This window comes from Ochrobactrum sp. XJ1, assembly GCF_024701725.1.
In the GTDB taxonomy this organism is placed as follows: Bacteria; Pseudomonadota; Alphaproteobacteria; order Rhizobiales; family Rhizobiaceae; genus Brucella; species Brucella anthropi.
The window spans coordinates 323,673-347,644 of record NZ_VDGD01000006.1 but is presented as its reverse complement, the minus strand read 5'-3'; the positions used below and the strand labels follow the sequence as shown (position 1 = coordinate 347,644).

Sequence of the window (23,972 nt, the reverse complement as noted above, 5' to 3'; positions counted from 1 at the left end):
TTGTATTGCCTGGACATGTGGATGATCGCGCCAGAAGTCCCTGTGCTTTCTTGAGCGGCCTTCTGGCCGCTTACTTATTTAAGAAATCGGATGCTTTGGATTTGCCGTTGATATCTGAAACCTCGAGCAGTTCCCCGCCCAGCATTGCCTTGGCTTCGCAGGTTCCTACATAGGCATCGTTCAATGCGCTGGCTATTGCTCCTTCAACCGTATCACCCTTAGGTGCAGATGGTATCTGGACGCTCACGGCTCCATCAGGAAGCCGTTTAATTCTGGCGGCAAGTCCATAGGTTGACGGCGTTTCATCAAGTGCCATTCCCGAAAACAAATAAAGGCGTCCGTCCTTTACACAAAACCAAGGCTGGTTCTTGATACCTGTTTCACCAATGGCCAAATCAGCAATCGCGGGCTTTTTGATTGCTTTGCGCAATTCCAGCGCAGTCTTGTCCATAACAAAGTCAGCGTGCGCAGTGCCTGCAAATAGCGTAGCAGCGATGAATGCTAAGCGTTTCATGAAATCCCCCGGTTGAACGGGCTTTCAATAGCACAGGCAAGCCTTACTCCGAAAGGGGTGTCAGTCCTTCACAATCATCCCGACGCCAGTTTCACCGAGAAATTCGACGCCTGCCTTTTCAAGGGCGGTGCGGATAGCTTGAAGATTGTTTGCTATCGGGACCCTTCGACCTTTTTCGAAATCTCGCACGGTGGAAAGGCTTACATTAGCCGCTTCGGCTAGCTGTGTCTGGGACCAATCTAATAGGCCGCGAGCACCGCGAGATTGTTCAGGCGTAAGCATGGTGAACGCAATCCTAATATTTTTTGACGACGTCAACGATTTTTGTTGACTGACCCATTTTTGATGCTTATTGATAACATCAACGAAAAGCGCTGACAACAACAGTCGCCAACCATAGTTAACAGCTAGTTACCGAGGAGACCACAATGTCACGCACATCTGCGCCGGCAGCCGCTAGAGGTTTGCCAAAAGACCCGCTCGAGGTCGCAAGAGAGGTTTTCTACGCACTGGACGACGCTCTCGGACGGATGGAAAGCGCCATTAGGGTAATGGACATGCTGACCGATGGCACGCCGCAAAATCATGGCCTACCGGCTTTGTTCGATAAGCATCATGAAATCGATGCCATGGTCCGACAAGCTTGGCCAATCGTCATGGGACGTGCGGATTGTGTGGTGACAGCATGAAAGAAGATCTCTCTTACGAAGTGGCAGAAGTTCGCGCGCTGATCGACACGATTTGGATGATTGAAGATAATCGGGAGATATACGACCGATCCTATCCCTACCTTATCCGCATTCTTCAGCAAAAGGCTGAAGAACTGGAAGAGAAGTACACGAAACAATTCGCCTAATTGCCTGCGTACCGGTGCCGCCTTCTAAGCGGTAAACCGTAATTGGATGATGCGCGTTCGAGTCGCGCCGCGGGCTCCAATATCCCGGCCTCACCATCCGGGAACCTGTGCAAATTTGCACAAGTTACCAAAACACGAGGAGCAAGACTGCCCATCGCGGCCACCGTCGGGTCGCAAACCTTTGCCGCAGCGCCGCGATGGGCAAGTTATTCACAGTTATGACAAGGGGAGAAAAACGGCGAAAAACTCAATGAAATCAATGAGAATGGCGGAGAGAGAGGGATTCGAACCCTCGATACGGTTTCCCGTATACACGCGTTCCAGGCGTGCGCCTTCAACCACTCGGCCACCTCTCCGTCTGCCTTGCTGTCGGGAAACCGTGTCTCACGGTGAAAACTGACTGCAAACGTGACACCGCTTTTCGAAACAGGCGCTGGTTAATCGCCAACTAGCGGGTGCGGCGCGAATATAGCCAGAAAATGCATATGTTCAACAGCTATTTGCAAGTTTTTGCGTCTAAATCGCAGAGCCTGTGTAAAGAGTGATATCAACGATATAACTGTCTGAAATTATTATATTTTATTTTAATCGTGCAATAGTGTTCCAGCTTGGCTTTGAGCCTGACGGGTTCTGTGTGCTATGCTTTAGCAACATCAAAAAGACAAATCTTCGGGAGACCGGTCAGAAAACCGGCGTCGAAATCAAGGTAGGAAATCCGGGGCAGAGAATCGTGATCCGATTTGTATTGCGTAGTTTTGCGGTTGTTTTTCTGGCTTTGGCGGTGATTTTCGCGGTCCTTGACGGCGCGCGTTCCGTCGGCGCGTCGCAGTTCATAGCGAAGCCGCTTTTTTCCATGTGGTCGCGCAACGCACCCGAGACATTGGCCGATGTAGAAACGTTCGTGACACACTATATAGGGGCAGGAGCTTGGAATGCCGTCTGCATCCCTTTGCTTGAGCGACCGGGTTGGCTTCTTTTCGGCATTCTCGCCCTTTTATTCTATGCAATCGGTCATCGTCGGGAGCGCCCTCTGGGACGCTTCACCGCTCGATAATCAGGAGGTGGATACCATGAGTTTCTTGGACAGCTATCGCAAGAAGACGCTGATGCCTTCGACGGATGAAGCTTTGCCGGGACGCGCGCAACCGATCCCGACATCTGCGACCCACTTCGTCAATAGTCGCCCGCTGAAAGAACCATGGCCGGAAGGCTATAAGCAGGTTCTGTTCGGAATGGGCTGCTTCTGGGGTGCCGAGCGCCTGTTCTGGCAGGTGCCAGGCGTATATGTAACGGCTGTCGGTTATGCGGGCGGGGTCACGCCCAACCCCACCTATGAGGAAACCTGCACGGGGCTGACCGGCCATGCGGAAGTTGTGCTGGTTGTCTACGATCCGAAGGTCGTGAGCCTCGATGAGCTGCTGACCCTTTTCTGGGAGGAGCATGATCCGACGCAGGGCATGCGGCAGGGCAACGATATCGGTACGACCTATCGTTCAGTCATCTATACTTTCGACAAGGCAGATCGTGATGTGGCGGAAAAGAGCCGGGAAGCCTATTCGCAGGCGCTTGCCGGTCGTGGTCTCGGTCCGATCACCACGGAAATCGAGGATGCGCCGGAGCTCTATTATGCCGAGGACTATCACCAGCAATATCTGGCGAAGAACCCGAATGGTTATTGCGGATTGCGCGGCACTGGCGTGAGCTGCCCGATCCCGCTGGCACAATAAGCGGGCTGTAATCAACAGATCGCGCGGTCCTTACCGCGCGATTTTCTTTTTCATGATCAGCATCCCGGCATAGTCGCCTTCCAGATGCTCGAAATCGCTCCAGCCGATCTGGCGGTAAAGGTCGGGCTTGTCTGTGTAAAGATAAGCTTCCGCATAGCCGAGTTCCCGCGCGGCATCCTCGATGGCGCCAACCAAACCTTTGGCAATGCCTTTACTGCGATAGTCAGGCGCGACGAACACACTTGCCACCCATGGCTTCAGATGTGGATGTGTTTCCAGATCGTTGTGGATCAGAAGGGCAAGACCGGCGGGTTGTTCGTTCCAGAGGGCAACTCGCGCTATCTGCCCATCGTCTTCGCGGGAGATGTCGTTAAAAGCCTTGACGGTCTGTTCGAGGGTGGAGCCGCTAAATTCGCCCCATTCCGCATGGTTCCACGCGGCACAAATGGGCACGAGATCGGGGCGGTCGGCGAGGGAGGCAATCTGAAGCATGGTGTTACCAGTGCGGTGGTTTGGTGACCGGTACGTCCGGAGCAGTCTGTTCTTCCAGTTCCAGAAAGCGGTCGGTCAAGGCGCCGAGCTTCTTGGAAAGCCGGTCTATGGTTTTCCATTGTTCGGCCAGAACGGATGACAACTCGTCGATTGTCTTTTCCTGTTCGGCTACGCGAATTTCGAGCTCGGTCAGGCGCTGGTCCGGTGTCATGGCTGGCTTCCATTGGTATTTGGGCGTCGGTGGTCAGTGGGGTTTAGCCACTTTCGATCCATATCGGAAGTACGGTATCACATCATTGCGTCAGCACGAGTACGCCGTTTGAAACTTCATAGTGACGCAGACGTTTCAGAAAGCTCATGCCGAGAAGTGTGTCGGACAAGGCATCGTCACGCAGAACCATGGCCTCCACATCCTCTACTCGAATGCGTCCGATTTCGATGCTGGGCAGGATGGCGGATGCAGCAAGGGTTTCGCCATTGGCGGTCGAGACGCGATATTTGAAATCATCGGGTTTGAGCGACAGGCCGATGCGTCGTGCAGCGTTTGCGTTGATCGCAACCACGCTCGCCCCCGTGTCCACCATTGCACGAAGGGATTGCCCGGCAATTTTTATGTCCGTGATGAAATGGCCACGACTGTCCGGTGTGATCTGCGTGCGGCGTCCGCTATAGGCGGCGGGGTTTTGCGAAGGAGCAGTCGAAGCTGTCGCGGATGTGTTTGAACCGGCTTTAGGCTGTTGCCCGAATTTTTCAAACAGAAGCGGGAAGGCAATTGCCAGTCCCGCAAATACCAGAAGGATCGTAAAAACCCGCGCCATGCTGCCCCCGTTTCCAGGCACATTAGCAGGTGCGGGTTAATGCTTACTTCGTACCGTACATACGGTCGCCGGCATCGCCGAGACCGGGAACGATATAGCCCTTTTCATCGAGACGTTCGTCGATGGAGGCCGTGAACACGTCGACATCCGGGTGGGCTTCGGTAAAGCGCTTGATGCCTTCCGGTGCCGCCAGCAGACAGAGGAAGCGGATATTGGTCGCGCCGCGTTCCTTCAGCTTATCGATGGCTGCGATTGCCGAGTGCCCGGTGGCCAGCATCGGGTCGACCACGATGATGAGGCGGTTGACGATGTCTTCCGGCGCCTTGAAGTAATATTCGACCGGCTGCAGCGTATCGTGATCACGATAAAGGCCGATATGGGCGACGCGCGCGGCGGGTACCAGATCGAGCATGCCTTCGAGAAGGCCATTGCCTGCGCGCAGGATCGAGGCGAAGACAAGCTTCTTGCCTTCAAGGACCGGCGCGTCCATTGGCATCAACGGGGTTTCGATCGGCATGGTGGTCAGTTCGAGATCGCGTGTCACTTCATAGCAGAGCAACAGCGATATTTCCTTCAGCAGCCGCCGAAAGCTGGCTGTGGACGTTTCCTTCTTGCGCATGATGGTGAGCTTGTGCTGGACAAGCGGATGGCTGACGACTGTAACGCCCATGATCTTTCCACTTTTCTTGTTATCTTTTTGACTTTAGCGGCAGTTTGCGCCGGAGAAAACGCCGGGCCAAGCGCGCACACACAGTTTTATGTCTCTTTGGCCATTTTTAAACGCTAACGCAAGACAGTTCACAAGTGCCGGATCACAAAAGGGGTAGTGGAGGACGGTCTCTGCTTGTATCGTCTGGCACAAGCTTTATATGCATTACGGAAATCGTTTTCGTCTTAATATTCAAAAGCAGGATGAGCTATGAGCCAGCAGAACGGCAATGCGGACCGCGTGGGCGCACAAGGTGGCATGGAGCATTCATTCGGCTTCAAGGCGGTCGACGAAAGCGAAAAGCAGGGTCTGGTCAACGACGTTTTCCATAAGGTCGCCAGCAAGTACGACGTGATGAACGATCTCATGTCGGCGGGTATGCACCGCGTCTGGAAAGATGCGATGATCGCATGGCTGGCACCATCGAAGCGCCCCGGCTGGACCTCGCTCGACGTTGCAGGCGGCACCGGCGATATTGCTTTCCGCATTGTGGAGGCTTCCGGTCGTCAGGCCCATGTCACCATTCTTGATATCAATGGCTCGATGCTCGGCGTCGGTCGTGAACGGGCGATCAAGAAGGGCCTTGCCGACAATCTCGAATTTGTTGAAGCCAGTGCCGAAGAGCTGCCATTTGAAGATGCGAGCTTCGATGCTTACACGATTTCGTTCGGCATTCGCAATGTTCCACATATCGACAAGGCGCTGTCCGAAGCTTATCGCGTGTTGAAGCCGGGCGGTCGTTTCCTTTGCCTCGAATTCTCCGAGGTTGAACTGCCGGTTCTCGACAAGGTTTACGACCAGTGGTCGTTCCACGCCATTCCGCGTATCGGCAAGATGATTACCGGCGATGCCGATTCCTACAGCTATCTGGTCGAATCGATCCGCAAATTCCCCAAGCAGCAGGATTTTGCCGCGATGATCGAGAAGGCTGGTTTCGAGCGCGTGAGCTATCGCAATTTCACTGGCGGCATTGCCGCGCTGCATTCCGGCTGGAAGCTTTGATTGTGCCTGTGATGAGTTGGGGTCAGGAACGGGGCATCGGGGCATGAGTAATCTATCCGCCGCTTTCCGGCTGATGCGGGCCGGATGGGTTTTGACACGTGAAGGCGTTATCAGCGCCTTGCCGGTGGAAGGGCTCTCTGGCCTTCCGGCATTCGGGCACAAGATTGCCGGTCTTCTGGCGCGTCCGCGCGCACGTCACATGCAGCGTTCCGAACGTATGTCGCGGGCCATGAACAAGCTTGGTCCGTCCTATGTGAAGCTCGGCCAGTTTCTGGCAACACGGCCCGATATTGTCGGGCGCGATGTCGCTGCCGATCTCGAACTTTTGCAGGACAGGCTCGACTTCTTCCCGCAGGTCGACGCGGTTGCTGCTATCGAAGGTTCGCTTGGCCGCAAGATCGATGATCTTTACCTGCATTTCGATGCGCCGATAGCAGCGGCGTCGATGGCGCAGGTTCACCCAGCTGAAATCATGAAAGACGGAACGCGCCAGAAGGTTGCGGTCAAGGTCATTCGTCCGGGCGTGCGCCAGCGTTTCGTCCGCGACCTTGAAGGTTTCTACATGGTCGCGCGCATGCAGGAGCGTCATGTTCCGTTTACGCGCCGCCTGCGCCCGGTTCAGGTTGTCGAGACGCTGCAACAGACAACCCGCATCGAGATGGATCTGCGTCTTGAAGCGGCAGCGCTGTCCGAGATCGCCGAGAATATCAAGGGCGATGCGGGGTTCCGCGTTCCACAGGTGGACTGGGAGCGCACCGGTCGCGATGTGCTGACGCTCGAATGGATCGACGGCACCAAGATGTCGGATATTTCGGCGCTGGCCGCTGCCGGTTTTGATCTCAAGAAACTGGCCGAAACGCTGATCCAGTCTTTCCTGCGCCATACGCTGCGCGATGGCTTTTTCCATGCCGACATGCATCCGGGCAATCTGTTCGTTGATCCGCAAGGCATTATCGTTGCGGTCGATTTTGGCATCACCGGGCGGCTCAACAAGCAGCAGCGGCGTTTCCTTGCCGAAATTCTCTATGGCTTCATCACGCGTGATTATATGCGCGTGGCGGAAGTGCATTTCGAAGCAGGCTACGTGCCGCATACGCATGATGTGGCGAGCTTTGCGCAGGCTATCCGCGCCATTGGCGAGCCGATCCACGGTCAGCCGGCGGAAACCATTTCCATGGCCAAGCTGCTCACGCTGCTGTTCGAAGTAACCGAGCTTTTCGACATGGAGACCCGACCGGAACTCCTGATGCTTCAGAAAACCATGGTTGTGGTCGAAGGTGTGTCGCGCACGCTCGATCCGCATTTCAACATGTGGAAGGCTGCGGAACCGGTGGTGGGCGACTGGATCGCCAGGAATCTCGGACCGCAAGGTATGCTTGCCGATGCGAAGGACAGCGCTTATTCGCTGCTGCATTTCACGCGTAAGACACCGGAACTTGTTGCGCGTGTGGAACGTGTTTCCGTTGCTCTGGACGATATGGCTGCGAACGGATTGCGCTTTGACGAAGCGACGGCAGAAGCTATCGGCCGGGCTGAAGCGCGCCACTCACGTTGGGGTCGCATCGCGCAGGTGGTGATTGCGGTCTCACTCGCAGCGATAGCGATTAAGCTTTATATTTGGCTGTAGGATCACTTTTAAGGTGACATCTACCTTCTAAAGTGATTTCAATGATTGCACTTGTAACAAGCGGGTGCAATCAAATGGCCAGCATTACCATCCGTAATCTCGATGATGACGCCAAGGAACGGCTGCGTATCAGGGCAGCGCAGAACGGGCGCTCCATGGAAGAGGAAGCACGCATTCTGCTGGCCGGGCAGGATATAGCTCCACAGGCTGTTGCAGTGTCTCCCGGCGCGGGTGCGTCGCTGGCCGGGAAGCGCATTCTTCTCATTATCGGTGGTGGCATTGCCGCCTATAAGACGCCGGACCTCATCCGCCGTCTGCGCGAACGTGGCGCGCATGTGCGCCCGTTGATGACGGCTGCAGCGCAGCAATTCGTGACACCGCTGACCATTGGCGCAGTTTCTGCCGATCATGTCTTCACCGATCTGTTCTCGCGTGAGGACGAGCAGGATGTCGGGCATATCCGGCTTGCCCGCGATGCGGACCTGATCGTCGTCGCGCCTGCGACTGCGGACCTGATGGCGAAGATGGCGAACGGGCTTGCCGATGATCTGGCCAGTGCGGTGCTGCTTGCTCGCAAAGTTCCAGTGCTTGTTGCGCCTGCCATGAACCCGGCCATGTGGGAGAATCCCGCGACCAGACGCAACCGCCTGACGCTTGAAAAAGACGGCGTTCGCTTCATCGGCCCGGAGAGAGGGGAGATGGCGGAAAGCGGTGAAGCCGGAACCGGACGTATGAGCGAGCCGTTGGCGATTGTCGCGGCGATCGAGAACCTGCTTGCTCCGCAGGCAAAGCCGCTTGCAGGCAAAACCATTGTCATGACGTCCGGCCCGACGCACGAGCCAATTGATCCGGTGCGCTACATTGCCAACCGTTCGTCGGGCAAGCAGGGCCACGCTATTGCGGCGGCGCTGGCGCGGCTCGGCGCGACGGTGCATCTGGTGTCCGGCCCGGTCACCATTCCTGACCCCGAAGGCGTCGATGTCATTCATGTCGAGACGGCGCGTGAAATGAAGGCTGCTGTGGAGCGGCATCTTCCTGCCGATGCGGCAATTATGGTTGCAGCGGTTGCCGACTGGCGCACGGCCAATGAAGCCGGACAGAAGATCAAGAAGAAACCCGGTGAAAGCGCGCCGACGCTTGCCATGGTCGAAAACCCTGACATTCTGGCCGGCGTCGGTCATAGCGACAAGCGCCCCGGTCTTGTGGTGGGCTTTGCGGCTGAAACGCAGGACGTGGCCGGAAACGCGAGAGCCAAGCTTGAGAAGAAAGGCGCGGACTGGATCGTCGCCAACGATGTTTCGCATGCGCCGGATGGCAGCAGCGTCATGGGTGGCGACCGCAATCATGTCCGCATTCTAAGCCGTTCCGGCATCGAGGAATGGCCGGAAATGAGCAAGGAACAAGTGGCTGAAAAACTGGCGGAGAAGATTGCTGAGCGGCTTTTGGAAACGAAAGGCTAAGCGTTCTTGAGCGATGCCGGTTTAGAAAAACTCGTCCAGCAAACGGTAATAGGCAATTTTCGTTTCGTCGATTGCCGGGCCGCCATAAATGTCGAGAAAAGGCTGTACCCATTCGTCGCCCAGATTGTAGCGAATGCTCCAGCAGGCTAGTGCAAGATCCTGATAGCGGTCTGCACGGCCGAGCCTGCCGCAGTCGATAAAGCCTGTGAATGCACATTCGCTGGCCATGAAATTTGGCAAGCAAGCATCGCCGTGAGTCACGACCACATCTTCCTGTGACGGTTTCAGGCGGCAAAGTTCGGTGAACAGGTCTTTGGCGCTGCGGCCTTCGCGCTCGTCATCGAAATCATCTTCATCGACGGCACCGGCTTCGACCCGCTTGCGCGCGTCTTCAATGCGACGGTCCAGCCGGTGGTCGAAGGGACAAGCGGCGGGATCGACGCTGTGCAGCGCCTTCAAGGCTTTCGCGAGAATGGAGACGATGCGGTCCGCCGGGAGAGTGCCGACAGATGAGGCGAGGTCCGATCCGGCAAGGCGCGTCATCAAAAGAAAGTGGCGGTCGGCCTGCGTCTCGTACGTAACGACCTTGGGGCAAGGCAATCCCTGCGTTGCGAGCCATTCGAGCCGGGCGCCTTCACCGGCAAGTTCGCTGACGGTACTTGCCGGTTCGATTTTCAGAACGAGCGGTTCATGTTCGTCATGATCGAGAAGCAGGACATTGGCGGTCGAGCGGCCAAGCTCATCCTGCTGGCTGCTATAACCGGTAAGCCGATGCAGCAGTGCATCGGGCAAATCGAGAGCAGCCAGAACAGGATCGGTCATATCACCTTACCGTATCAGGCCTTGTCGCGGACCTGATAGTCCTTGACGGTGGCAAAGCGAATATCCTTCCAGCGTTCGGCTTCGTAATTGAGAGAGAAGCCGTTCTGGGCAAGGAAGACCGGATCGTGATCGAGGTCGTGGGCGATATCGGCACGATGCGAGGCGATGAAACGGTCGAGTTCGGCCGGATCATCTGCCGTAATCCACCGGCAGACCGAGAAGCGCGACATTTCAAAGCCGACCGGCAGCGAATATTCCACTTTCAGGCGTTCGGTCAGAACGTCGATCTGAAGAGCGCCGACGACGCCGACAATGGCTGGAGAACCGTCATCAGGCACGAAGAGCTGTACGACGCCTTCTTCGGCCATCTGCTGCAGCGCTTCACGCAGCTTCTTGGCTTTCATGGCGTCGTCCAGACGCACGCGGCGCAGGATTTCCGGCGCGAAGTTCGGCACGCCACGGAACAGGATATCTTCACCCTCGGTCAGCGTGTCGCCGATGCGCAGCGTGCCGTGGTTCGGAATGCCGACCACGTCGCCCGCAAAGGCTTCGTCGGCAATCTGGCGCGAACGTGCGAAGAAGAATTGCGGCGCAGACAGGCTCATTGGCTTGCCGGTGCGCACCAGCTTTGCCTTCATGCCGCGCGACAGCTTGCCCGAGCAGACGCGCAGGAATGCGATGCGGTCGCGGTGGTTCGGGTCCATATTGGCCTGAATCTTGAACACGAAACCGGTCATCTTGTCTTCGGTGGAGCCAACCATGCGCGTGTCGGCCTGCTGGTCGCGGGGTGAGGGGCCGAAATCGCAGAAAGCTTCGATGAGGTCGCGCACGCCGTAATTCTTCAGCGCCGAACCGAAATAAACCGGCGTCATATGACCTTCGCGGAAGGAGGCGAGGTCGAACGGACGGCAGACGCCGCGTGCCAGTTCCACGCCTTCGAGCCATGCCTCGCGTTCGTTTTCAGGCAGCAGTGCGGCGGCTTCTTCCGGGCCGCTGACCTTGGTTGGCTGCTCTTCATTGTCCTGACGACGCATCGTGTCGTTATGCAGGTCGAAGGTGCCTGCAAAGCTCTTGCCTGAGCCGATAGGCCAGGTGATCGGGGCCGTGTCGAGTGCCAGCTTTTCTTCGATCTCATCGAGGATTTCGAGCGGGTCGCGCGCTTCGCGGTCCATCTTGTTGACGAAAGTGACGATGGGAATGTCGCGCATACGACAGACTTCGAACAGCTTCAGCGTGCGCGGCTCAATACCCTTGGCGGCGTCAATGACCATGACGGCGGAATCCACAGCAGTCAGCGTGCGGTAGGTGTCGTCTGCGAAGTCTTCGTGGCCCGGTGTATCGAGCAGGTTGAAGATGCAATCCTTGTATTCGAAGGTCATCACCGAGGTGACGACCGAGATGCCGCGGTCGCGTTCGATGTTCATCCAGTCCGACCGGGTCTGGATGCGGTCCTTCTTGGCCTTCACCTCACCGGCGAGCTGGATGGCGCCGCCGAACAGCAGCAGCTTTTCGGTCAGCGTGGTCTTACCGGCGTCCGGGTGCGCGATGATCGCGAATGTGCGGCGCTTGGAAACGGGATGGTCAGCGGGCATGAAGAAACTCGTGATGGCGAAACGTTGGGCTGCGCGTGAAAGCGCGCCGCGAAGATGTTGGGGAGCATCTAGCAGGACTTGGCCGAAAGGTCGAGTTCAAATGAAAAAGCGGCGCAGTGCGCGCCGCTTTGCCAGTGATCTGTGATGTTTATCGGCTCTTGATGCCAAGGCCGAAGGCAATAAAGGACCAGCCCTGGAAGATCAGGTCTATCGCCAGGAAAAGACCAAGAATGAACAGGCTGTTGACCGGCCATTGCATGGCGATGATGAGACCGAGCAGCATGGTGATGACACCGGCTGCGACGATCCAGCCCCAACCGGCGGACGGTTTCGATTTGAAGCCGAGCCAGATGCGGAAAGCGCCGGAGCCGAGAAGAGCTGCCGCCAGAAGGAAGGTCATCACGCCAGCCGCCAGCACCGGATTGATGAAGGCGACGATACCGGCTGCCGTGTAGAGCAGGCCGCTCAGGAGCCAGAAGAAGAAGCTGCCCCATGTTTTGACGCCGAAGGCGTGAATGATCTCGATGACGCCGCCAATCAGCATCATCAGGCCGACATAGTAGACCGAGACTACGGTGGCCAGAACGAGATTACCGAAGGCGATGCCTCCGAGGATCAGCAGTGCGACCCCAAGGGCGACGAACCACCCCCATTTGCTGGAAAGTTCCTTTGGAAAGGTCGGGCGGTCGAAATCATTATGAGCTGTTGCCATGAGACGTCCCTCAAATTGTCATGCCTCGGGAACAATATAAGGCATGTCCGGGATTTGACCAGCTTTTGTGCGAGGCGGGTGGGATCATCGTTGTCTACTCTGTTCGTTCGCTCGACCGCGCATTATATCTCTTTGCTATTGCAGTCGTTTTCCGCTTAAAGTTCATGTGATGTTCGATCTCGTTTCCCACTACTGGCCGCATATCCTGTTCGTTCTGTCGGGCGTTCTGGGCGCGATTGCCGCCATTCACGCGACGATGACGAAGGACGAGGTACGCACGGCCATCGGCTGGGTAGGCGTGATCGTGCTGTCGCCCATCGTCGGGGCGGTGGTCTATGCCATTGCGGGCGTGAACCGTATCCGGCGGTCGACGCTCACCCACCAGCGCGCCAATATGGGCAAGATCGCGCTCTATCACCTGTCGCATTTCGATACGACGAACGACCTCGTGCGCGCCGCCTTCGGACGCCAGTTCGGGGCGATGAAGATATTGGGCGATGCCGTCAGCCTCTATGATTTCACCAGCGGCAACAGCATCGAGATGCTGGAAACGGGGGACGAAGCCTACGCCGCTATGCTCGACGCGATAAGCAGAGCCGAGCGCAGCATCATGCTGGAAACCTATATTTTCGACCGGGACGCCATTGGCGAAAAATTTGCCGATGCTCTGGGTGATGCGGTCAAGCGCGGTGTGGAAGTGCGGGTGCTGGTCGACGCTGTCGGCGCGCGCTATTCCTTTCCGAGCATCGTGAAGCTTTTGAAGGACAAGGGTGTTGCCGTCGATGTGTTCAACGGCAACATCATCATCGGGTTGCGCCTGCCTTATGCGAACCTGCGCACCCACCGCAAAATTCTCATTGTTGACGGCAAGATCGCCTTTACCGGCGGCATGAATATCAGAGCGGGTTTCGTGCGTGCGATCGCGGGCAAAGCGGTTGCCTTCGATACGCATTTCAAGCTTGAAGGCCCGGCGATTGCCGATCTCTTCCATATTGCATCCGAAGACTGGCGCTTTGCGACCGGCGAACTTCTGACCGGCGAGGCATGGAAGATAGCGCCGCCGGAAAACCCGCCGGGAACGGGAACGCTGGTGCGTGTCGTCGGGTCAGGCCCCGACAAGAATGTGGAAACCAACCAGCGCATGATGATGGGCGCTTTCTCGATTGCCGAGCAGCATATTCTCATCATGACGCCTTATCTTCTGCCGGACCGTGAACTGATCAGCGCGCTGGTGACGGCGGCGCGGCGCGGCGTGTCAGTCGATATCGTCGTGCCGGGCGTCAACAATCTGAAGCTGGTGGATCGCGCCATGCGCGCGCAGTTCGACCAGCTGTTGAAGGATGGTTGCCGCATCTGGCGGGCAGGCGGCGCTTTCAATCATTCGAAACTGATGACCATCGACGGTGCTTGGTCTTATGTCGGATCGTCCAATATTGATCCGCGCTCGCTGCGACTGAATTTCGAGGTCGATCTTGAAATTCTCGACCGCGACGTGGCGCGTCAGGTGGAAGAACGCATCGGCAAGGTGATCGAGGGTAGCCGCGAGGTCAATCTTGCGCGTCTCAAGAACAGGCCATTTCTGGAGCGTCTGCTGGACCGGATTATATGGCTGGGTTCGCCGTATCTCTGAGAATTATCCCGTCCTGCTCGTGAATATTTCCGGGCTGAATTCTTCCAGCAGGCTCGTTGCCGATTTGAGGTCAAGATGCGCCTTGATGGGCAGGTGATCGGATGCCAGGCGCGCCAGTGGCGTGTTGTGCACTTCAACCGATGTGACGAGATTGTGCGGTGCTCCGAGCACGCGATCCAGCGCAAAAACCGGGAACCGCGACGGGAAACTCGGGACTGCTGTGGCGACATGGTTGAATGTCGGCATGAGGGCAGCGAGCGACGAGCGCTTGCCGATGCGCCATTCGTTGAGGTCGCCGATGAGCAGGGTCGGCACCGTATCGGCCTCCTGCAAGGCAGTAAGAATACTTTCGGCCTGCTGCTCACGGGAGCGTTTCAGAAGACCAAGATGCGCGGCGATCACGCGCAGGGGGCCTGCCGGAAACTGTAGGTCCGCAACCAGAGCGCCGCGCGGTTCAACACCGGGAAGCTTGAGCTGCTGCACATTGCGCACCACGCCTTCACGAAACAGAAGCACATTGCCGTGCCAGCCGTGGCCCTTGGGCATTGTCGCGGTAATGGGGACCGGGACGAGCCCATGGCGGCGCTCAAGCAGGCCGAGATCAAGCAGGCCGGAACGCTCGCCGAAACGCCTGTCGGCTTCCTGCAGGGCAATCACATCCGCGTCGATTTCACTGATGACTTCAGCCGTTCGCTGCGGGTTGAACTGTTTGTCGATACCGATGCATTTGTGGACATTGTAGGATGCAATGACGATATCACCGCCGGTAATATTGGCGTTGAGCGGCCTGAAACCCGGCCTGTTCCGGATAGCAGTCAGGATGGACTTCGATATCCGGTTTGGTTCTTTCTTTTTCAGCACCCGTTTTTCACCTGTCAGGTATTCTGTTCTGAAAGACTATGACTATGCCGGAGAAATGAACCGGCGATCAGTCTTTATATAGTCAGATTGTATCTCTGTTTGAATAGCAATTCCCTACACAATCAGGCGATCTCAATATCCGAACGCGGAGGATGTTGGCATAGTTCCCAACCTCATCTTGCAATGAAACGGATCAGCCTGTCAGTGAGGCCGGTATAGGGCGGCTTGATGAGGTCGCTCGGAGCCGGGGCATATTTGGTCAGGACGGGCATTGCCTTGGAAAAGGTCAAAAAACCGTCATGGCCATGATACTGGCCCATACCGCTTGCACCCACCCCGCCGAATGGCAGGCTGCTGCAGGCGAAATGGTAGAGCGTGTCGTTGACGCAGACGCCGCCCGCAACGATACGGCTGAGCATCATTTCAATTTCTGCAGTGTTATCGCTGAAGCAGTAAAGCGCCAGCGGGCGGTCAAGCTTGAGAACAAAGCCGATTGCATCGTCGAGCAGGCGATAGCTGACGATTGGCAGAAGCGGGCCGAAAATCTCCTCTCGCATGATCGTGCTGTCGGCGTCAGGTTCCAGCACGAGCGCAGGCGCCGTTGATCGCGGCTGTTCGGAGCCTGCCGGAAGCTCAATGACGACCTCGCTCCTGTTTGCGGCATCGGCCAGGAGTTCCGACAGTCGCGCTTCCTGAGCATCGTTGATGATCGTCGTGCGGTCTTTTTCCGCTGATGCGCTGCCGTAACGTGCCTGCATTTCGGCACGCAGAAGGTTCACGAATTCGTCGCGCTTGCTGTGATGGATCAGAACATAGTCAGGTGCGATGCAGGTCTGCCCCGCGTTGAAGAATTTTCCTGTCGCGATCGCTCGGGCGGCGCGTTTTAGATTGGCGTTTTCGCTGACGATGGCAGGTGACTTGCCGCCAAGCTCAAGCGTCACCGGGGTCAGGTTTGGTGCCGCCGCCGCCATGATCTTGCGCCCGACAGCAGTGGAGCCGGTGAAAAAGAGATGGTCGAATGGCAGTGATGCAAATTGCGCTGACAGGGAAGCATCGCCAAGCGCCACGGTAACACGATCCTCCGGGAACACATCGGCAAGCATGCTTTGCAGGAATTCGGCTGTGCGCGGTGTGTGTTCGGACGGTTTCAGGAAAACGTGGTTTCCAGCTGCTATCGCCGCGACAAGCGGCGCCAAGGCCAGATTGACCGGATAATTCCACGGCGCGATGATCCCCACCACACCGAGCGGAACATAACGGATTTCGGCCTTGGCTGGCCACATTTTCCAGCCTGCCTTACGGCGTTTCGGTTTCATCCAGCGCTTGAGATTGTGCAGGGCATCATCGATTTCGGCAAAGACGACACTGGCTTCACCGAGCAGGGTTTCGTGCAGCGAGCGATTACCAAAATCCGCGCTGATGGCCTTCGCCATTTCATCCAGTCTTGCTTCGAGCCGCTCGCGCAGGCGCTTCAGGTCGTCCAGACGCTGCTCATAGGCCGGGCGGTCTTCAAGCCATGCGTGACGCAGGCGCTCGAATGAGAGCTGCAATGCCTGTTCTTCAGTCGCCATAGGCAAAATCCTCGGTCGAGCGGGCAAAGAGGAATTGCGCAGCATAATAGGTTGCAAGCACCCATAGACCGTTCAGCGGAATGTCGAGGCTGAAGCGTCCATAGGCAAGCAGCGTGTCGCTTGCCATGAAGAAGAGGCCGCCTGCTGCCGCGAGCCATGCGGCATAGCGCTGTGGCGTTTCCGGCTCGGTGCCGAGCGCGCGGCTCATCGCCTGCGCCGCCATGATGCCGAGCGCTGCGGCATAGATGACGACCGGGATTTTCATCGACGTCGGCAGCGACGACCAAAGGCCTGCTATGATGGCCAAGGCTGCGATGGCAAAAAGGACGAAAACGCCTTTATGCGCGGCAAAGCGCGTATGGCGGCAAAGCGCATAGATATAGGCGCAATGGGTGACGAGAAAGCAGATCAGGCCCGCCATGAAATAATCGCCGGGCAACATCAGGAAAAAGTCCCCGAGTGCTGCAAAAGCCAGGCCAAAGGCGACGGCAAAGCCATAGGATTTCGATTTGGGGCGTTCGGCGCAAAGGACGGCGGCGAGCAGCAGCAGGGTTGCGGTTGGCTTGGTCAGATAGTGCAGCCAGCGCCAGGCGGAATCCTCGCCACTATAGCTCATGAGACTGCCCGCAATGGCGCAGATCGCGCAGAACAGAAACAGGCCGTAAAGCGTTCTGTTTCTCCCGAATTCCAGCAAGCCTTTACGGCGCATATTCGCTCCCCGTTATTATATTTGTAAGCAAATGAATTAGAGCAAAGGACGTCGGATTGTGCCGCCAATTACGAGATCAGCGCAATAGGCACAATTCATAGGGCTGTTGACAAAGCCTTGCCGAAGGGGCGGGTTCTCTACTCCAATGGTTCGGGAAGCCCGGCTGGAATCAGGAAAGGTTCTTACGTCGCTCGATTTCTTCTTCCGATGGGTGGTCCATCGCAAAAGATCCGGTCTTGAGTTCGCCTGAACGCTGATAATTGGCAATGATGACGCCGCTGGGCGATGTGGTGGAGCTGACCAGCTTGAAGGCTGATGGCACGGATTGCCCGTCGAAGAGACGCTTACCTTTGCCAAGGACGACCGGATAGATCAACAGCCGCAACTCATCGACCAGATCGCTGGCAAGTAACTGATGGACCAGTTCGCTGCTGCCCGAGACTGACAGGTCAGGGCCTTCCGTGGCCTTGATAGCTCTCAATGAGGCGATGATATCGTCGCCCAGCAGTTCACTGTTCTGCCAGTTCAGGCTTTCCGGCCTGTGCGTCGCGACATATTTCGTTACATCATTGAACATTCTGGCGATCTCGCCTTCGCCGGATACGAAGCCGGGGTCGTTGGGGTCTGTTACCTGATGCGGCCAGTGGGCAGCAAAAATATCGTAGGTGCGTCTGCCCAAAAGCAGGTCGAACGGCTTGGAAAAGCTTTCACCCATGGCTCCGGCAACCACATCGTCCCAATAGGGCACTGTCCAGCCGCCATATTCGAATTGGCCGGTACGATCCTCCTCCGGCCCACCCGGCGCCTGCATCACGCCGTCGAGGCTCAGGAACGTTCCAACAATGATCCGTCGCATGATTTTCCTCCCAGAAAGCCCGCCACGCGGGGCCTACCTTACAAGGTAGGGGCGGATCAGGATAGATGCGGACTGTCAGGAGGTATTTCTGCCGCCTTGCGTCTCTTGCGCTCTAGGAACGATGCCAGATCGTCGCTTTGTTTTTCTGCCAGCCGTTTCGGTGCAGCAGGGGTGAGTCGTCATCAGCCAGCGGCCAGCCGATGCACAGATAGAGGCTGAAGCGCCAGCTGGGCGGAGTCTTGAAAAGCGTTTCCATTGCATGTGGATCGAGAATGGAAACCATACCGACGCCAAGCCCGAGCGATCTTGCCGCCAGATTGAGATTCTGGACCGCCATTGCCGTGCTGTGCTCCAGCGTAATGGCCATGGATTGTCTGCCGAGGCCTTGCCCTTCGACGGGCGCAGTCTCGGTAAAAATGGCAAGCTGCACTGGAGCAACGCGGATGCCTTCCAGTTTCAAATCGCGGTAATGCTCCGCGCGCGAGCCTTCATAGATTTGTGCGGCCGACCGGTTGGCTTCCAGAAAGTTGTCGTGCACCGCTGCACGTATTGCAGCAGTTTCAACTGAAATCACGCGCCAGGGGCGGGCATTGCCGACGGAGGGAGCATAATCCATCGCTTCGTGCAAAGCATCGATGATTCCGCCGTCTATGGCTCTATCGCTGAAGTGACGGACATCGCGCCGCCATTTCAGCAATTCGAAGAAAGCGTCGCGTTCTGAGGGAGAAAACTGCATCGACTGCCAAATCTGTTGGTCGGATTAACCGGCTTGAAGCTTGATCCTGTCGGGACGACAATCCAGAAACAAAAAAGCCCGCTTGCGCGGGCTTTTTGGGGTGCTTCTGGACCTTGGTAGTGGTCTGAAGACTTGGAAATGGTGCCCAGAAGAGGACTCGAACCTCCACGCCCTTGCGAGCGCCAGCACCTGAAGCTGGTGCGTCTACCAATTCCGCCATCTGGGCGACGAGGACCCATCTAAGGGGTCGACCTGTCTCTGTCAATCGCGTTTTCGACATTCAGCCAGCTTTTTTTCAGCCAATGCTTTTTTCGCGTTGAAATGAGGGACGGGCGCGCTGACGCGCCCGACGAATTCACAGCCAAACAGCTATCAGGCTTCGAGAATTTCCTTCGAAGCGACAGTCGAATCGGCATTGAGCCGATAAACGACCGGAACACCGGTGTTGAGTTCCTGCTTGAGAATCTGTTCCGGTGTCAGACCATCGAGCGCCATGATCAGTGCGCGGAGCGAATTGCCGTGGGCTGCAACCAGAACGGTTTCGCCGCGCAGCACGTGTGGCTGCACCGTGTGCAGATAGTACGGCCAAACGCGCGCGCCGGTATCCTTCAGGCTTTCGCCGCCCGGAGGCGGGACGTCGTAGGAACGGCGCCAGATATGGACCTGTTCCTCGCCCCACTTGGCGCGGGCATCATCCTTGTTGAGGCCGGACAGATCGCCATAGTCGCGCTCGTTCAGGGCCTGATCGCGGATCGTCTTGAGATCAGACTGACCGAGCTGGTCCAGAATGTGCTGGCAGGTCACCTGCGCACGCGACAGCGCAGACGTATAGGCGATGTCGAACTTCAGACCGGCAGCTTTCAGGCGCTGGCCTGCGGCCTTCGCCTCGGCATGGCCCTGTTCGGTCAGGCCCGGATCGCGCCATCCGGTGAAGAGGTTCTTGAGGTTCCACTCGCTTTGACCGTGGCGGACCAGGACGAGAGTACGAGACATATGCGACGCTCCGTTAGAGAGCGCATCCCGAAAAGTGTGAAGCGGTTTTCGGATAAGATGCGCGATAAGACAAAACTCTGGAGAGCTGATCTGAACAGGTCGGATCGGCGCTCCGGTGGAAACGATCAGTCGTTCAGCCCGAGAACATCGAGCATCGAATAGAGACCGGGCTTTTTGCCATGGGCCCAGAGTGCGGCCTTGATGGCACCGCGTGCGAACACCGACCGGTCTTCGGCATGATGGGAAAGAACGACGCGTTCACCGGGACCAGCCAGAATCACCGAATGATCGCCGATAACCGAACCGCCGCGCAATGTTGCAAAGCCGATGGAGCCGGTTTCGCGCGGGCCGGTATAACCGTCACGCACGCGCACGCTGTTTTCCGCCAATGCAATGTCGCGCCCCTTCGCTGCCGCTTCGCCGAGAAGCAGCGCGGTGCCGGACGGTGCATCGACCTTGTGCTTGTGGTGCATCTCGAGAATTTCGATGTCGAAATCCGCAGGATCGAGCGCTTGCGCTGCTTTCTGCACCAGAACGGACAGAAGATTGACGCCGAGGCTCATATTGCCGGATTTGACGATGGTTGCATGGCGGGCGGCGGCGCGGATTTTCTCGTCGTCTTCAGCCGAGCAGCCCGTCGTGCCGATGACGTGCACGATGCGCGCTTGCGCAGCAAGCCCTGCAAATTCCACGCTTGCCGCAGGGCTTGTGAAGTCGAGGACGCCGTGCGCCTTGGCAAAGACCGGTAACGGATCGTCGGTGATTGTCACGCCGAGCGGGCCAATGCCGGTGACTTCGCCCGCATCCCTGCCGAGAAGTGGAGAGCTGGAGCGTTCGATGGCACCGACCAGTTTCGCGCCTTCGATGGTCTGGATGGTCCGGATCAATGTCTGGCCCATGCGTCCGCCAGCGCCGACGACGACGAGGCCCACTTCGCTGTTCTGCGTTTCTCCGCTCATCGGGGTTCTCCTGTCCGCAATTCTTCTGCCGTTTTTTCGGTGATGATATCGCCGTTGCCGCTCTGCAATTGATAAAAGCGGGCATAAACGCCGTTCTGGATGCCGATCAGATCGTCGTGACGCCCTTCTTCCACCACACGACCAGCTTCCATCACCACGATGCGATTTGCATTGACCACCGTGGAAAGCCGATGGGCAATCACGATTGTGGTGCGGTTCTGCATGATGCCTTCCAGCGCTTGCTGGACCCGCTTCTCCGATTCGTTGTCGAGGGCGGAAGTCGCTTCGTCGAGCAGGAGAACCGGCGCATTGCGCACGATGGCGCGAGCGATCGAGACGCGCTGGCGCTGGCCGCCAGAAAGCGTCACGCCGTTTTCGCCGACCGGCGTGTCGTAGCCCTGCGGCTGTTGCAGGATGAATTCATGCGCATGGGCAAGTTTCGCCGCCTCGATGATTTCCTCATCCGCCGCGTCCGGGCGGCCATAGCGGATATTGTCGGCAATGGTGCCTTCAAACAGATAGGGCTGCTGCGAGACATAGGCGATGGCATGGCGCAGCGACCGTTTCTTGACCTGTGCGATATCCTGTCCGTCGAACAGGATCTTGCCGCTGTCGAGATCGTAGAAGCGCTGGACAAGATTGATGAGCGTCGATTTGCCCGCGCCCGAAGCGCCCACCACGGCAGTGGTTTCTCCCGCCTTGGCGACGAAGCTGACGCCGTGAAGCACCGGGGCGGTCTCGTTATAGGAGAAATAGATATCCTCGAAGCGGATTTCGCCAGGACCGGCTTTCAGTTCCACAGCGTTTGGAAGATCGCGCTGGCGCGGCTCTATATCCAGCACTTCATAGATCATGCGCGCATTGACGAGCGCCTTTTCCAGCCCGACCTGAAGGCGGGCGAGGCGGCGAGCCGGGTCATAGGCAAGCAGCATTGCGGTGATGAAGGCAAAGGTTGCGCCGGGCGGTTGTTGTTCGAGAATGGCGCGGTAGCCGCTATAGGCCAGCACGCCGGAGACGGCAAAACCTGCCAGCATTTCGGAAATGGGCGTCGTGCGCTCGGAGACCTTGGCGATCTTGTTGCTACGGCCTTCGGACTGGTCGATGAGCTTGCCGATCTTGGCGCGCAACTGGTCTTCCATCGTAAAGGCCTTGACGATGGCAATGCCCTGAATCGATTCCTGCATCGCGCCCAGCAGATGGGAATTGAGATGCACGAGATCACGGGTGACAGAGCGAATGCGGCGCGAAATATAGGCAACGGCGAGAATAAGCGGCGGTCCGATCAGGAAAATCGCAACGGACAGAACCGGATCCATGTAGAACATCATGCCGACGAGACCGACGAGCGAGATGAAATCGCGCGCGATCGACGAAATCGTCATGTTGAGCAGATCGCGAATGCCGGAAACGTTCTGATTGATCTGCGCTGCCAGATGACCGGAACGGGTGTCGTTATAGAAATCGAGACCGAGCTTCATCAGATGGTCGAAAATGCGCTTTTGGTAGCGCGCGACCAGATTGTTGCCGATCTTGGCCAGTTCCACAGCCTGTATATAGCCGGAAATGCCACGCAATACGAAGATGGCCAGCAATGTGCCACAAATGACCCAGACCAGAGCGAGATTTTGCTCATAGAAGATCTTGTCGATCATCGGCTTCATCATATAGGCCAGTGCGCCATTCGATCCGCCGACGATGAGCGATGCCAGAATGGCGATAATGTAGTTCTTTTTATATTCGCGGATGTTTTCCGACATCATGCGCCGGATTACGCGGGTGGCTTCGCCCGTATCGATCTTCTTGTTTTTCTTCTTAAATAGACTCACGTGCAAAAGCGCTTTTTGTCTCTTAGCCCTCCGGCAGGTCCGGCGGCTATCGTTGAAAAATACGACTTCCCATACGGAAACGCTGCACTGAAAAAGCCATCGGCAATTTCAGTGCAGCGTTTCTATAACGTTATCCGTGCGGCTTGACCATCCTCAAGCTTTGCCGGTCAGAGCGGGATGTTTTTAAGCTGAACCATCATCCCGCTCTAAGTTTTTGTTTGAGCATGATTTTACCCGAAGACCGGTTCCCACTTTTCGGAATCATGCTCTAATGCGCCAGCGGCGTCCTTCGGTCGAAACTTCGAAACGGGCGGGGGCCTGCGCAAAGGCGGAAAGCCCTGTGAGGGCTGCAAGCTGGTGCGTGATCACGCGGACAGGAATGTCGCGCATGATGGCCTTGTGCGGGGCTTTGTCTTCGAATGCTTCGCGAAAAGCGCCGGACTTGAGCGCAGAAAGGATGCGCTGCGGAATGCCGCCGGAAAGATAGACACCGCCATGCGCCATGAAGATCAGCGCCAGATCGCCTGCAACGCGTCCGAGATAGGTGACGAACAGATGCAGGGTTTCTTCCGCCTGCGCATTGCTGCCATCGAGCCCTGTTGAAGTGATGTCGGCAGGTGTTTCCAGCGTTGGCGTCACCTTGTCGGCGGCGCATATGGCAAGATAGAGATTGCGCAGGCCGCGGCCGCACAGGATCTGTTCGCCAGCGACGCGGCCGTCGATGCGCTCGATATGCGGGAAGACCTGATAATCGCGTTCAGTGCGTGGGCCGATATCGATATGGCCGCCTTCGCCAGGCACCGGCACCCATGCATGGCGTGTGCGGACAAGACCGGCAACGCCAAGCCCCGTGCCCGGTCCGAGTACGACGCGGGTGGCAATCACTTCTTCCGGCTTGCCGCCAATCTGTTCCAGATGATCGCTGCCGAGAGACACGACGGCAAGCGCCTGCGCCTCGAAATCGTTCAGCACGGTCACGTCCTCGAAACCGAGATCGGCGATCATCTTCTTCGGACGCACGACCCAGTCGCAATTGGTGAGGTCGATTTCGTCACCGTCGACGGGGCCGGCCACGGCGAGAATTGCGGAGCGTGGCCGGATCGAAGTGTGATCAAGAATGGCGCTCTGTATCGCCTCATCGATGGTTGCATAATCCGCTGTCTGGAGAACGGGAAATTCCTTCGGCTCTGCATTGGAATCCACCAAGATAGCAAAGCGGGCATTGGTGCCGCCGATATCGCCGACGAGTACTGGAAACCGGAACCCCTGTTCGACCAGCTCTATCTCTTTGTTTTCATGCATGTTTTTGTCCCAAAGCCGGTTCCCACTTTTGGGAGACATGCTGTACTTCGCCAGCATGCCCTCTCCCTGGTCATGTCTCCCGCCCGCGGTGGTCTTCCGCGGGCGAGCCTGTCTTGTGCAGGATTAGAGCGCGTTTCGATCTGATTGGATCAGATCGCGCTCTAATCATTTGTTTTTACGCGCATCTTTTCCGAAAAC

Annotated in this window: 26 protein-coding genes and 3 tRNA genes; 9 read left to right on the top strand and 20 right to left on the bottom strand. The window is 57.2% G+C overall.

Annotated elements, in window-relative coordinates; genetic code table 11:
* Nucleotides 1-70: 70 nt before the first annotated feature.
* The gene (locus FG152_RS13385) at nucleotides 71-514 is read right to left on the bottom strand and encodes a hypothetical protein (protein ID WP_498986802.1); all 444 of its coding nucleotides are present in this window, start codon (nucleotides 512-514) and stop codon (nucleotides 71-73) included.
* A 60-nt stretch (nucleotides 515-574) separates the two neighbouring features.
* On the bottom strand, nucleotides 575-895 hold the full coding sequence (locus tag FG152_RS13380) for a helix-turn-helix domain-containing protein (RefSeq protein WP_498986799.1): 321 nt from the start codon (nucleotides 893-895) through the stop codon (nucleotides 575-577).
* 47 nt (nucleotides 896-942) lie between these two features.
* Here FG152_RS13380 and FG152_RS13375 point away from each other — a divergent pair, with 47 nt between their 5' ends.
* The 3 genes from FG152_RS13375 to FG152_RS13365 all read left to right on the top strand — a co-directional run bounded on the left by FG152_RS13375 (nucleotide 943) and on the right by FG152_RS13365 (nucleotide 1,449).
* The gene (locus FG152_RS13375; RefSeq protein ID WP_498986796.1) at nucleotides 943-1,203 is read left to right on the top strand and encodes a hypothetical protein; all 261 of its coding nucleotides are present in this window, start codon (nucleotides 943-945) and stop codon (nucleotides 1,201-1,203) included.
* On the top strand, nucleotides 1,200-1,370 hold the full coding sequence (locus FG152_RS13370) for a hypothetical protein (RefSeq protein ID WP_498986794.1): 171 nt from the start codon (nucleotides 1,200-1,202) through the stop codon (nucleotides 1,368-1,370). The genes FG152_RS13375 and FG152_RS13370 overlap by 4 nt, the downstream gene beginning before the upstream one ends.
* 2 nt (nucleotides 1,371-1,372) lie before the next feature.
* Nucleotides 1,373-1,449, top strand: a tRNA-OTHER gene (locus FG152_RS13365).
* Between the two features lie 187 nt (nucleotides 1,450-1,636).
* Here FG152_RS13365 and FG152_RS13360 read toward each other — a convergent pair.
* Nucleotides 1,637-1,726: transfer RNA gene (locus FG152_RS13360), tRNA-Ser, on the bottom strand.
* 374 nt (nucleotides 1,727-2,100) lie between these two features.
* Here FG152_RS13360 and FG152_RS13355 point away from each other — a divergent pair.
* Nucleotides 2,101-2,424 carry a hypothetical protein gene (locus FG152_RS13355; protein WP_010659378.1) on the top strand — a complete coding sequence of 108 codons (324 nt, stop codon included), beginning with the start codon at nucleotides 2,101-2,103 and terminating at the stop codon, nucleotides 2,422-2,424.
* Nucleotides 2,425-2,440: 16 nt separating this feature from the next.
* On the top strand, nucleotides 2,441-3,097 hold the full coding sequence (gene msrA, locus FG152_RS13350) for a peptide-methionine (S)-S-oxide reductase MsrA (RefSeq protein ID WP_010659379.1): 657 nt from the start codon (nucleotides 2,441-2,443) through the stop codon (nucleotides 3,095-3,097).
* Nucleotides 3,098-3,127: 30 nt separating this feature from the next.
* On the opposite strand, the gene FG152_RS13345 is transcribed toward msrA, so the two are convergent.
* The 4 genes from FG152_RS13345 to upp all read right to left on the bottom strand — a co-directional run bounded on the left by FG152_RS13345 (nucleotide 3,128) and on the right by upp (nucleotide 5,077).
* A complete protein-coding gene (locus FG152_RS13345; RefSeq protein ID WP_010659380.1) occupies nucleotides 3,128-3,589 on the bottom strand; it encodes a GNAT family N-acetyltransferase in 462 nt (153 codons plus the stop codon).
* Between the two features lie 4 nt (nucleotides 3,590-3,593).
* Nucleotides 3,594-3,800 (bottom strand): SlyX family protein, encoded by a 207-nt coding sequence (locus FG152_RS13340; protein ID WP_010659381.1) that lies wholly within the window; start codon nucleotides 3,798-3,800, stop codon nucleotides 3,594-3,596.
* An 82-nt stretch (nucleotides 3,801-3,882) separates the two neighbouring features.
* Nucleotides 3,883-4,407, bottom strand: coding sequence for a retropepsin-like aspartic protease family protein (locus tag FG152_RS13335; RefSeq protein ID WP_010659382.1), 525 nt, complete (start codon nucleotides 4,405-4,407; stop codon nucleotides 3,883-3,885).
* 43 nt (nucleotides 4,408-4,450) lie between these two features.
* Nucleotides 4,451-5,077: a uracil phosphoribosyltransferase gene (gene upp, locus FG152_RS13330; RefSeq protein WP_006467614.1), complete on the bottom strand. Its 627-nt coding sequence runs from the start codon at nucleotides 5,075-5,077 to the stop codon at nucleotides 4,451-4,453.
* Between the two features lie 249 nt (nucleotides 5,078-5,326).
* Here upp and ubiE point away from each other — a divergent pair, with 249 nt between their 5' ends.
* The 3 genes from ubiE to coaBC all read left to right on the top strand — a co-directional run bounded on the left by ubiE (nucleotide 5,327) and on the right by coaBC (nucleotide 9,205).
* Nucleotides 5,327-6,118, top strand: a complete 792-nt coding sequence (gene ubiE, locus FG152_RS13325) for a bifunctional demethylmenaquinone methyltransferase/2-methoxy-6-polyprenyl-1,4-benzoquinol methylase UbiE (protein WP_010659383.1) — start codon at nucleotides 5,327-5,329, stop codon at nucleotides 6,116-6,118.
* Between the two features lie 43 nt (nucleotides 6,119-6,161).
* The gene (gene ubiB / locus FG152_RS13320; RefSeq protein WP_010659384.1) at nucleotides 6,162-7,745 is read left to right on the top strand and encodes a 2-polyprenylphenol 6-hydroxylase; all 1,584 of its coding nucleotides are present in this window, start codon (nucleotides 6,162-6,164) and stop codon (nucleotides 7,743-7,745) included.
* Between the two features lie 74 nt (nucleotides 7,746-7,819).
* The gene (coaBC, locus tag FG152_RS13315; protein ID WP_226622093.1) at nucleotides 7,820-9,205 is read left to right on the top strand and encodes a bifunctional phosphopantothenoylcysteine decarboxylase/phosphopantothenate--cysteine ligase CoaBC; all 1,386 of its coding nucleotides are present in this window, start codon (nucleotides 7,820-7,822) and stop codon (nucleotides 9,203-9,205) included.
* Nucleotides 9,206-9,226: 21 nt separating this feature from the next.
* On the opposite strand, the gene FG152_RS13310 is transcribed toward coaBC, so the two are convergent.
* The 3 genes from FG152_RS13310 to FG152_RS13300 all read right to left on the bottom strand — a co-directional run bounded on the left by FG152_RS13310 (nucleotide 9,227) and on the right by FG152_RS13300 (nucleotide 12,331).
* Nucleotides 9,227-10,027, bottom strand: a complete 801-nt coding sequence (locus FG152_RS13310) for an APH(3')-II family aminoglycoside O-phosphotransferase (RefSeq protein ID WP_010659386.1) — start codon at nucleotides 10,025-10,027, stop codon at nucleotides 9,227-9,229.
* Nucleotides 10,028-10,041: 14 nt separating this feature from the next.
* Nucleotides 10,042-11,619 carry a peptide chain release factor 3 gene (locus FG152_RS13305; protein ID WP_010659387.1) on the bottom strand — a complete coding sequence of 526 codons (1,578 nt, stop codon included), beginning with the start codon at nucleotides 11,617-11,619 and terminating at the stop codon, nucleotides 10,042-10,044.
* A gap of 148 nt (nucleotides 11,620-11,767) precedes the next feature.
* Nucleotides 11,768-12,331, bottom strand: coding sequence for an HdeD family acid-resistance protein (locus tag FG152_RS13300; protein WP_010659388.1), 564 nt, complete (start codon nucleotides 12,329-12,331; stop codon nucleotides 11,768-11,770).
* Nucleotides 12,332-12,500: 169 nt separating this feature from the next.
* On the opposite strand from FG152_RS13300, the gene cls reads away from it, so the two are divergent.
* Nucleotides 12,501-13,961 carry a cardiolipin synthase gene (gene cls / locus FG152_RS13295; protein WP_010659389.1) on the top strand — a complete coding sequence of 487 codons (1,461 nt, stop codon included), beginning with the start codon at nucleotides 12,501-12,503 and terminating at the stop codon, nucleotides 13,959-13,961.
* A gap of 3 nt (nucleotides 13,962-13,964) precedes the next feature.
* On the opposite strand, the gene FG152_RS13290 is transcribed toward cls, so the two are convergent.
* The 10 genes from FG152_RS13290 to FG152_RS13245 form a co-directional block, all read right to left on the bottom strand.
* Nucleotides 13,965-14,822, bottom strand: coding sequence for an endonuclease/exonuclease/phosphatase family protein (locus tag FG152_RS13290; RefSeq protein WP_498986779.1), 858 nt, complete (start codon nucleotides 14,820-14,822; stop codon nucleotides 13,965-13,967).
* A 173-nt stretch (nucleotides 14,823-14,995) separates the two neighbouring features.
* Entirely contained in the window at nucleotides 14,996-16,393 is a 1,398-nt protein-coding gene (locus FG152_RS13285) for a coniferyl aldehyde dehydrogenase (protein ID WP_010659391.1), read from the bottom strand.
* On the bottom strand, nucleotides 16,383-17,102 hold the full coding sequence (locus FG152_RS13280) for a lysoplasmalogenase (RefSeq protein WP_029376033.1): 720 nt from the start codon (nucleotides 17,100-17,102) through the stop codon (nucleotides 16,383-16,385). The genes FG152_RS13285 and FG152_RS13280 overlap by 11 nt, the downstream gene beginning before the upstream one ends.
* Nucleotides 17,103-17,271: 169 nt before the next feature.
* Nucleotides 17,272-17,958, bottom strand: a complete 687-nt coding sequence (locus FG152_RS13275; protein WP_010659393.1) for a dihydrofolate reductase family protein — start codon at nucleotides 17,956-17,958, stop codon at nucleotides 17,272-17,274.
* A gap of 112 nt (nucleotides 17,959-18,070) precedes the next feature.
* Complete coding sequence (gene bluB, locus FG152_RS13270; RefSeq protein WP_010659394.1) at nucleotides 18,071-18,694, bottom strand: 5,6-dimethylbenzimidazole synthase; 624 nt, start codon at nucleotides 18,692-18,694, stop codon at nucleotides 18,071-18,073.
* A gap of 139 nt (nucleotides 18,695-18,833) precedes the next feature.
* A tRNA-Leu gene (locus FG152_RS13265) sits at nucleotides 18,834-18,920 on the bottom strand.
* 146 nt (nucleotides 18,921-19,066) lie between these two features.
* Complete coding sequence (locus FG152_RS13260) at nucleotides 19,067-19,687, bottom strand: 2,3-bisphosphoglycerate-dependent phosphoglycerate mutase (RefSeq protein WP_010659395.1); 621 nt, start codon at nucleotides 19,685-19,687, stop codon at nucleotides 19,067-19,069.
* Nucleotides 19,688-19,812: 125 nt separating this feature from the next.
* Entirely contained in the window at nucleotides 19,813-20,646 is an 834-nt protein-coding gene (dapB, locus tag FG152_RS13255) for a 4-hydroxy-tetrahydrodipicolinate reductase (protein WP_010659396.1), read from the bottom strand.
* Complete coding sequence (locus FG152_RS13250; RefSeq protein WP_010659397.1) at nucleotides 20,643-22,472, bottom strand: ABC transporter ATP-binding protein; 1,830 nt, start codon at nucleotides 22,470-22,472, stop codon at nucleotides 20,643-20,645. The genes dapB and FG152_RS13250 overlap by 4 nt, the downstream gene beginning before the upstream one ends.
* A 261-nt stretch (nucleotides 22,473-22,733) precedes the next feature.
* Nucleotides 22,734-23,774: a glucokinase gene (locus FG152_RS13245; protein ID WP_010659398.1), complete on the bottom strand. Its 1,041-nt coding sequence runs from the start codon at nucleotides 23,772-23,774 to the stop codon at nucleotides 22,734-22,736.
* Between the last annotated feature and the right edge of the window lie 198 nt (nucleotides 23,775-23,972).

Coding starts and splice junctions, on each gene's coding strand:
- FG152_RS13385 (WP_498986802.1), bottom strand. CDS start 514: ATGAAACGCTTAGCATTCATCGCTGCTACGCTATTTGCAGGCACTGCG.
- FG152_RS13375 (WP_498986796.1), top strand. CDS start 943: ATGTCACGCACATCTGCGCCGGCAGCCGCTAGAGGTTTGCCAAAAGAC.
- FG152_RS13370 (WP_498986794.1), top strand. CDS start 1,200: ATGAAAGAAGATCTCTCTTACGAAGTGGCAGAAGTTCGCGCGCTGATC.
- msrA (WP_010659379.1), top strand. CDS start 2,441: ATGAGTTTCTTGGACAGCTATCGCAAGAAGACGCTGATGCCTTCGACG.
- FG152_RS13345 (WP_010659380.1), bottom strand. CDS start 3,589: ATGCTTCAGATTGCCTCCCTCGCCGACCGCCCCGATCTCGTGCCCATT.
- FG152_RS13340 (WP_010659381.1), bottom strand. CDS start 3,800: ATGACACCGGACCAGCGCCTGACCGAGCTCGAAATTCGCGTAGCCGAA.
- FG152_RS13335 (WP_010659382.1), bottom strand. CDS start 4,407: ATGGCGCGGGTTTTTACGATCCTTCTGGTATTTGCGGGACTGGCAATT.
- upp (WP_006467614.1), bottom strand. CDS start 5,077: ATGGGCGTTACAGTCGTCAGCCATCCGCTTGTCCAGCACAAGCTCACC.
- ubiE (WP_010659383.1), top strand. CDS start 5,327: ATGAGCCAGCAGAACGGCAATGCGGACCGCGTGGGCGCACAAGGTGGC.
- ubiB (WP_010659384.1), top strand. CDS start 6,162: ATGAGTAATCTATCCGCCGCTTTCCGGCTGATGCGGGCCGGATGGGTT.
- coaBC (WP_226622093.1), top strand. CDS start 7,820: ATGGCCAGCATTACCATCCGTAATCTCGATGATGACGCCAAGGAACGG.
- FG152_RS13310 (WP_010659386.1), bottom strand. CDS start 10,027: ATGACCGATCCTGTTCTGGCTGCTCTCGATTTGCCCGATGCACTGCTG.
- FG152_RS13305 (WP_010659387.1), bottom strand. CDS start 11,619: ATGCCCGCTGACCATCCCGTTTCCAAGCGCCGCACATTCGCGATCATC.
- FG152_RS13300 (WP_010659388.1), bottom strand. CDS start 12,331: ATGGCAACAGCTCATAATGATTTCGACCGCCCGACCTTTCCAAAGGAA.
- cls (WP_010659389.1), top strand. CDS start 12,501: ATGTTCGATCTCGTTTCCCACTACTGGCCGCATATCCTGTTCGTTCTG.
- FG152_RS13285 (WP_010659391.1), bottom strand. CDS start 16,393: ATGGCGACTGAAGAACAGGCATTGCAGCTCTCATTCGAGCGCCTGCGT.
- FG152_RS13280 (WP_029376033.1), bottom strand. CDS start 17,102: ATGCGCCGTAAAGGCTTGCTGGAATTCGGGAGAAACAGAACGCTTTAC.
- FG152_RS13275 (WP_010659393.1), bottom strand. CDS start 17,958: ATGCGACGGATCATTGTTGGAACGTTCCTGAGCCTCGACGGCGTGATG.
- bluB (WP_010659394.1), bottom strand. CDS start 18,694: ATGCAGTTTTCTCCCTCAGAACGCGACGCTTTCTTCGAATTGCTGAAA.
- FG152_RS13260 (WP_010659395.1), bottom strand. CDS start 19,687: ATGTCTCGTACTCTCGTCCTGGTCCGCCACGGTCAAAGCGAGTGGAAC.
- dapB (WP_010659396.1), bottom strand. CDS start 20,646: ATGAGCGGAGAAACGCAGAACAGCGAAGTGGGCCTCGTCGTCGTCGGC.
- FG152_RS13245 (WP_010659398.1), bottom strand. CDS start 23,774: ATGCATGAAAACAAAGAGATAGAGCTGGTCGAACAGGGGTTCCGGTTT.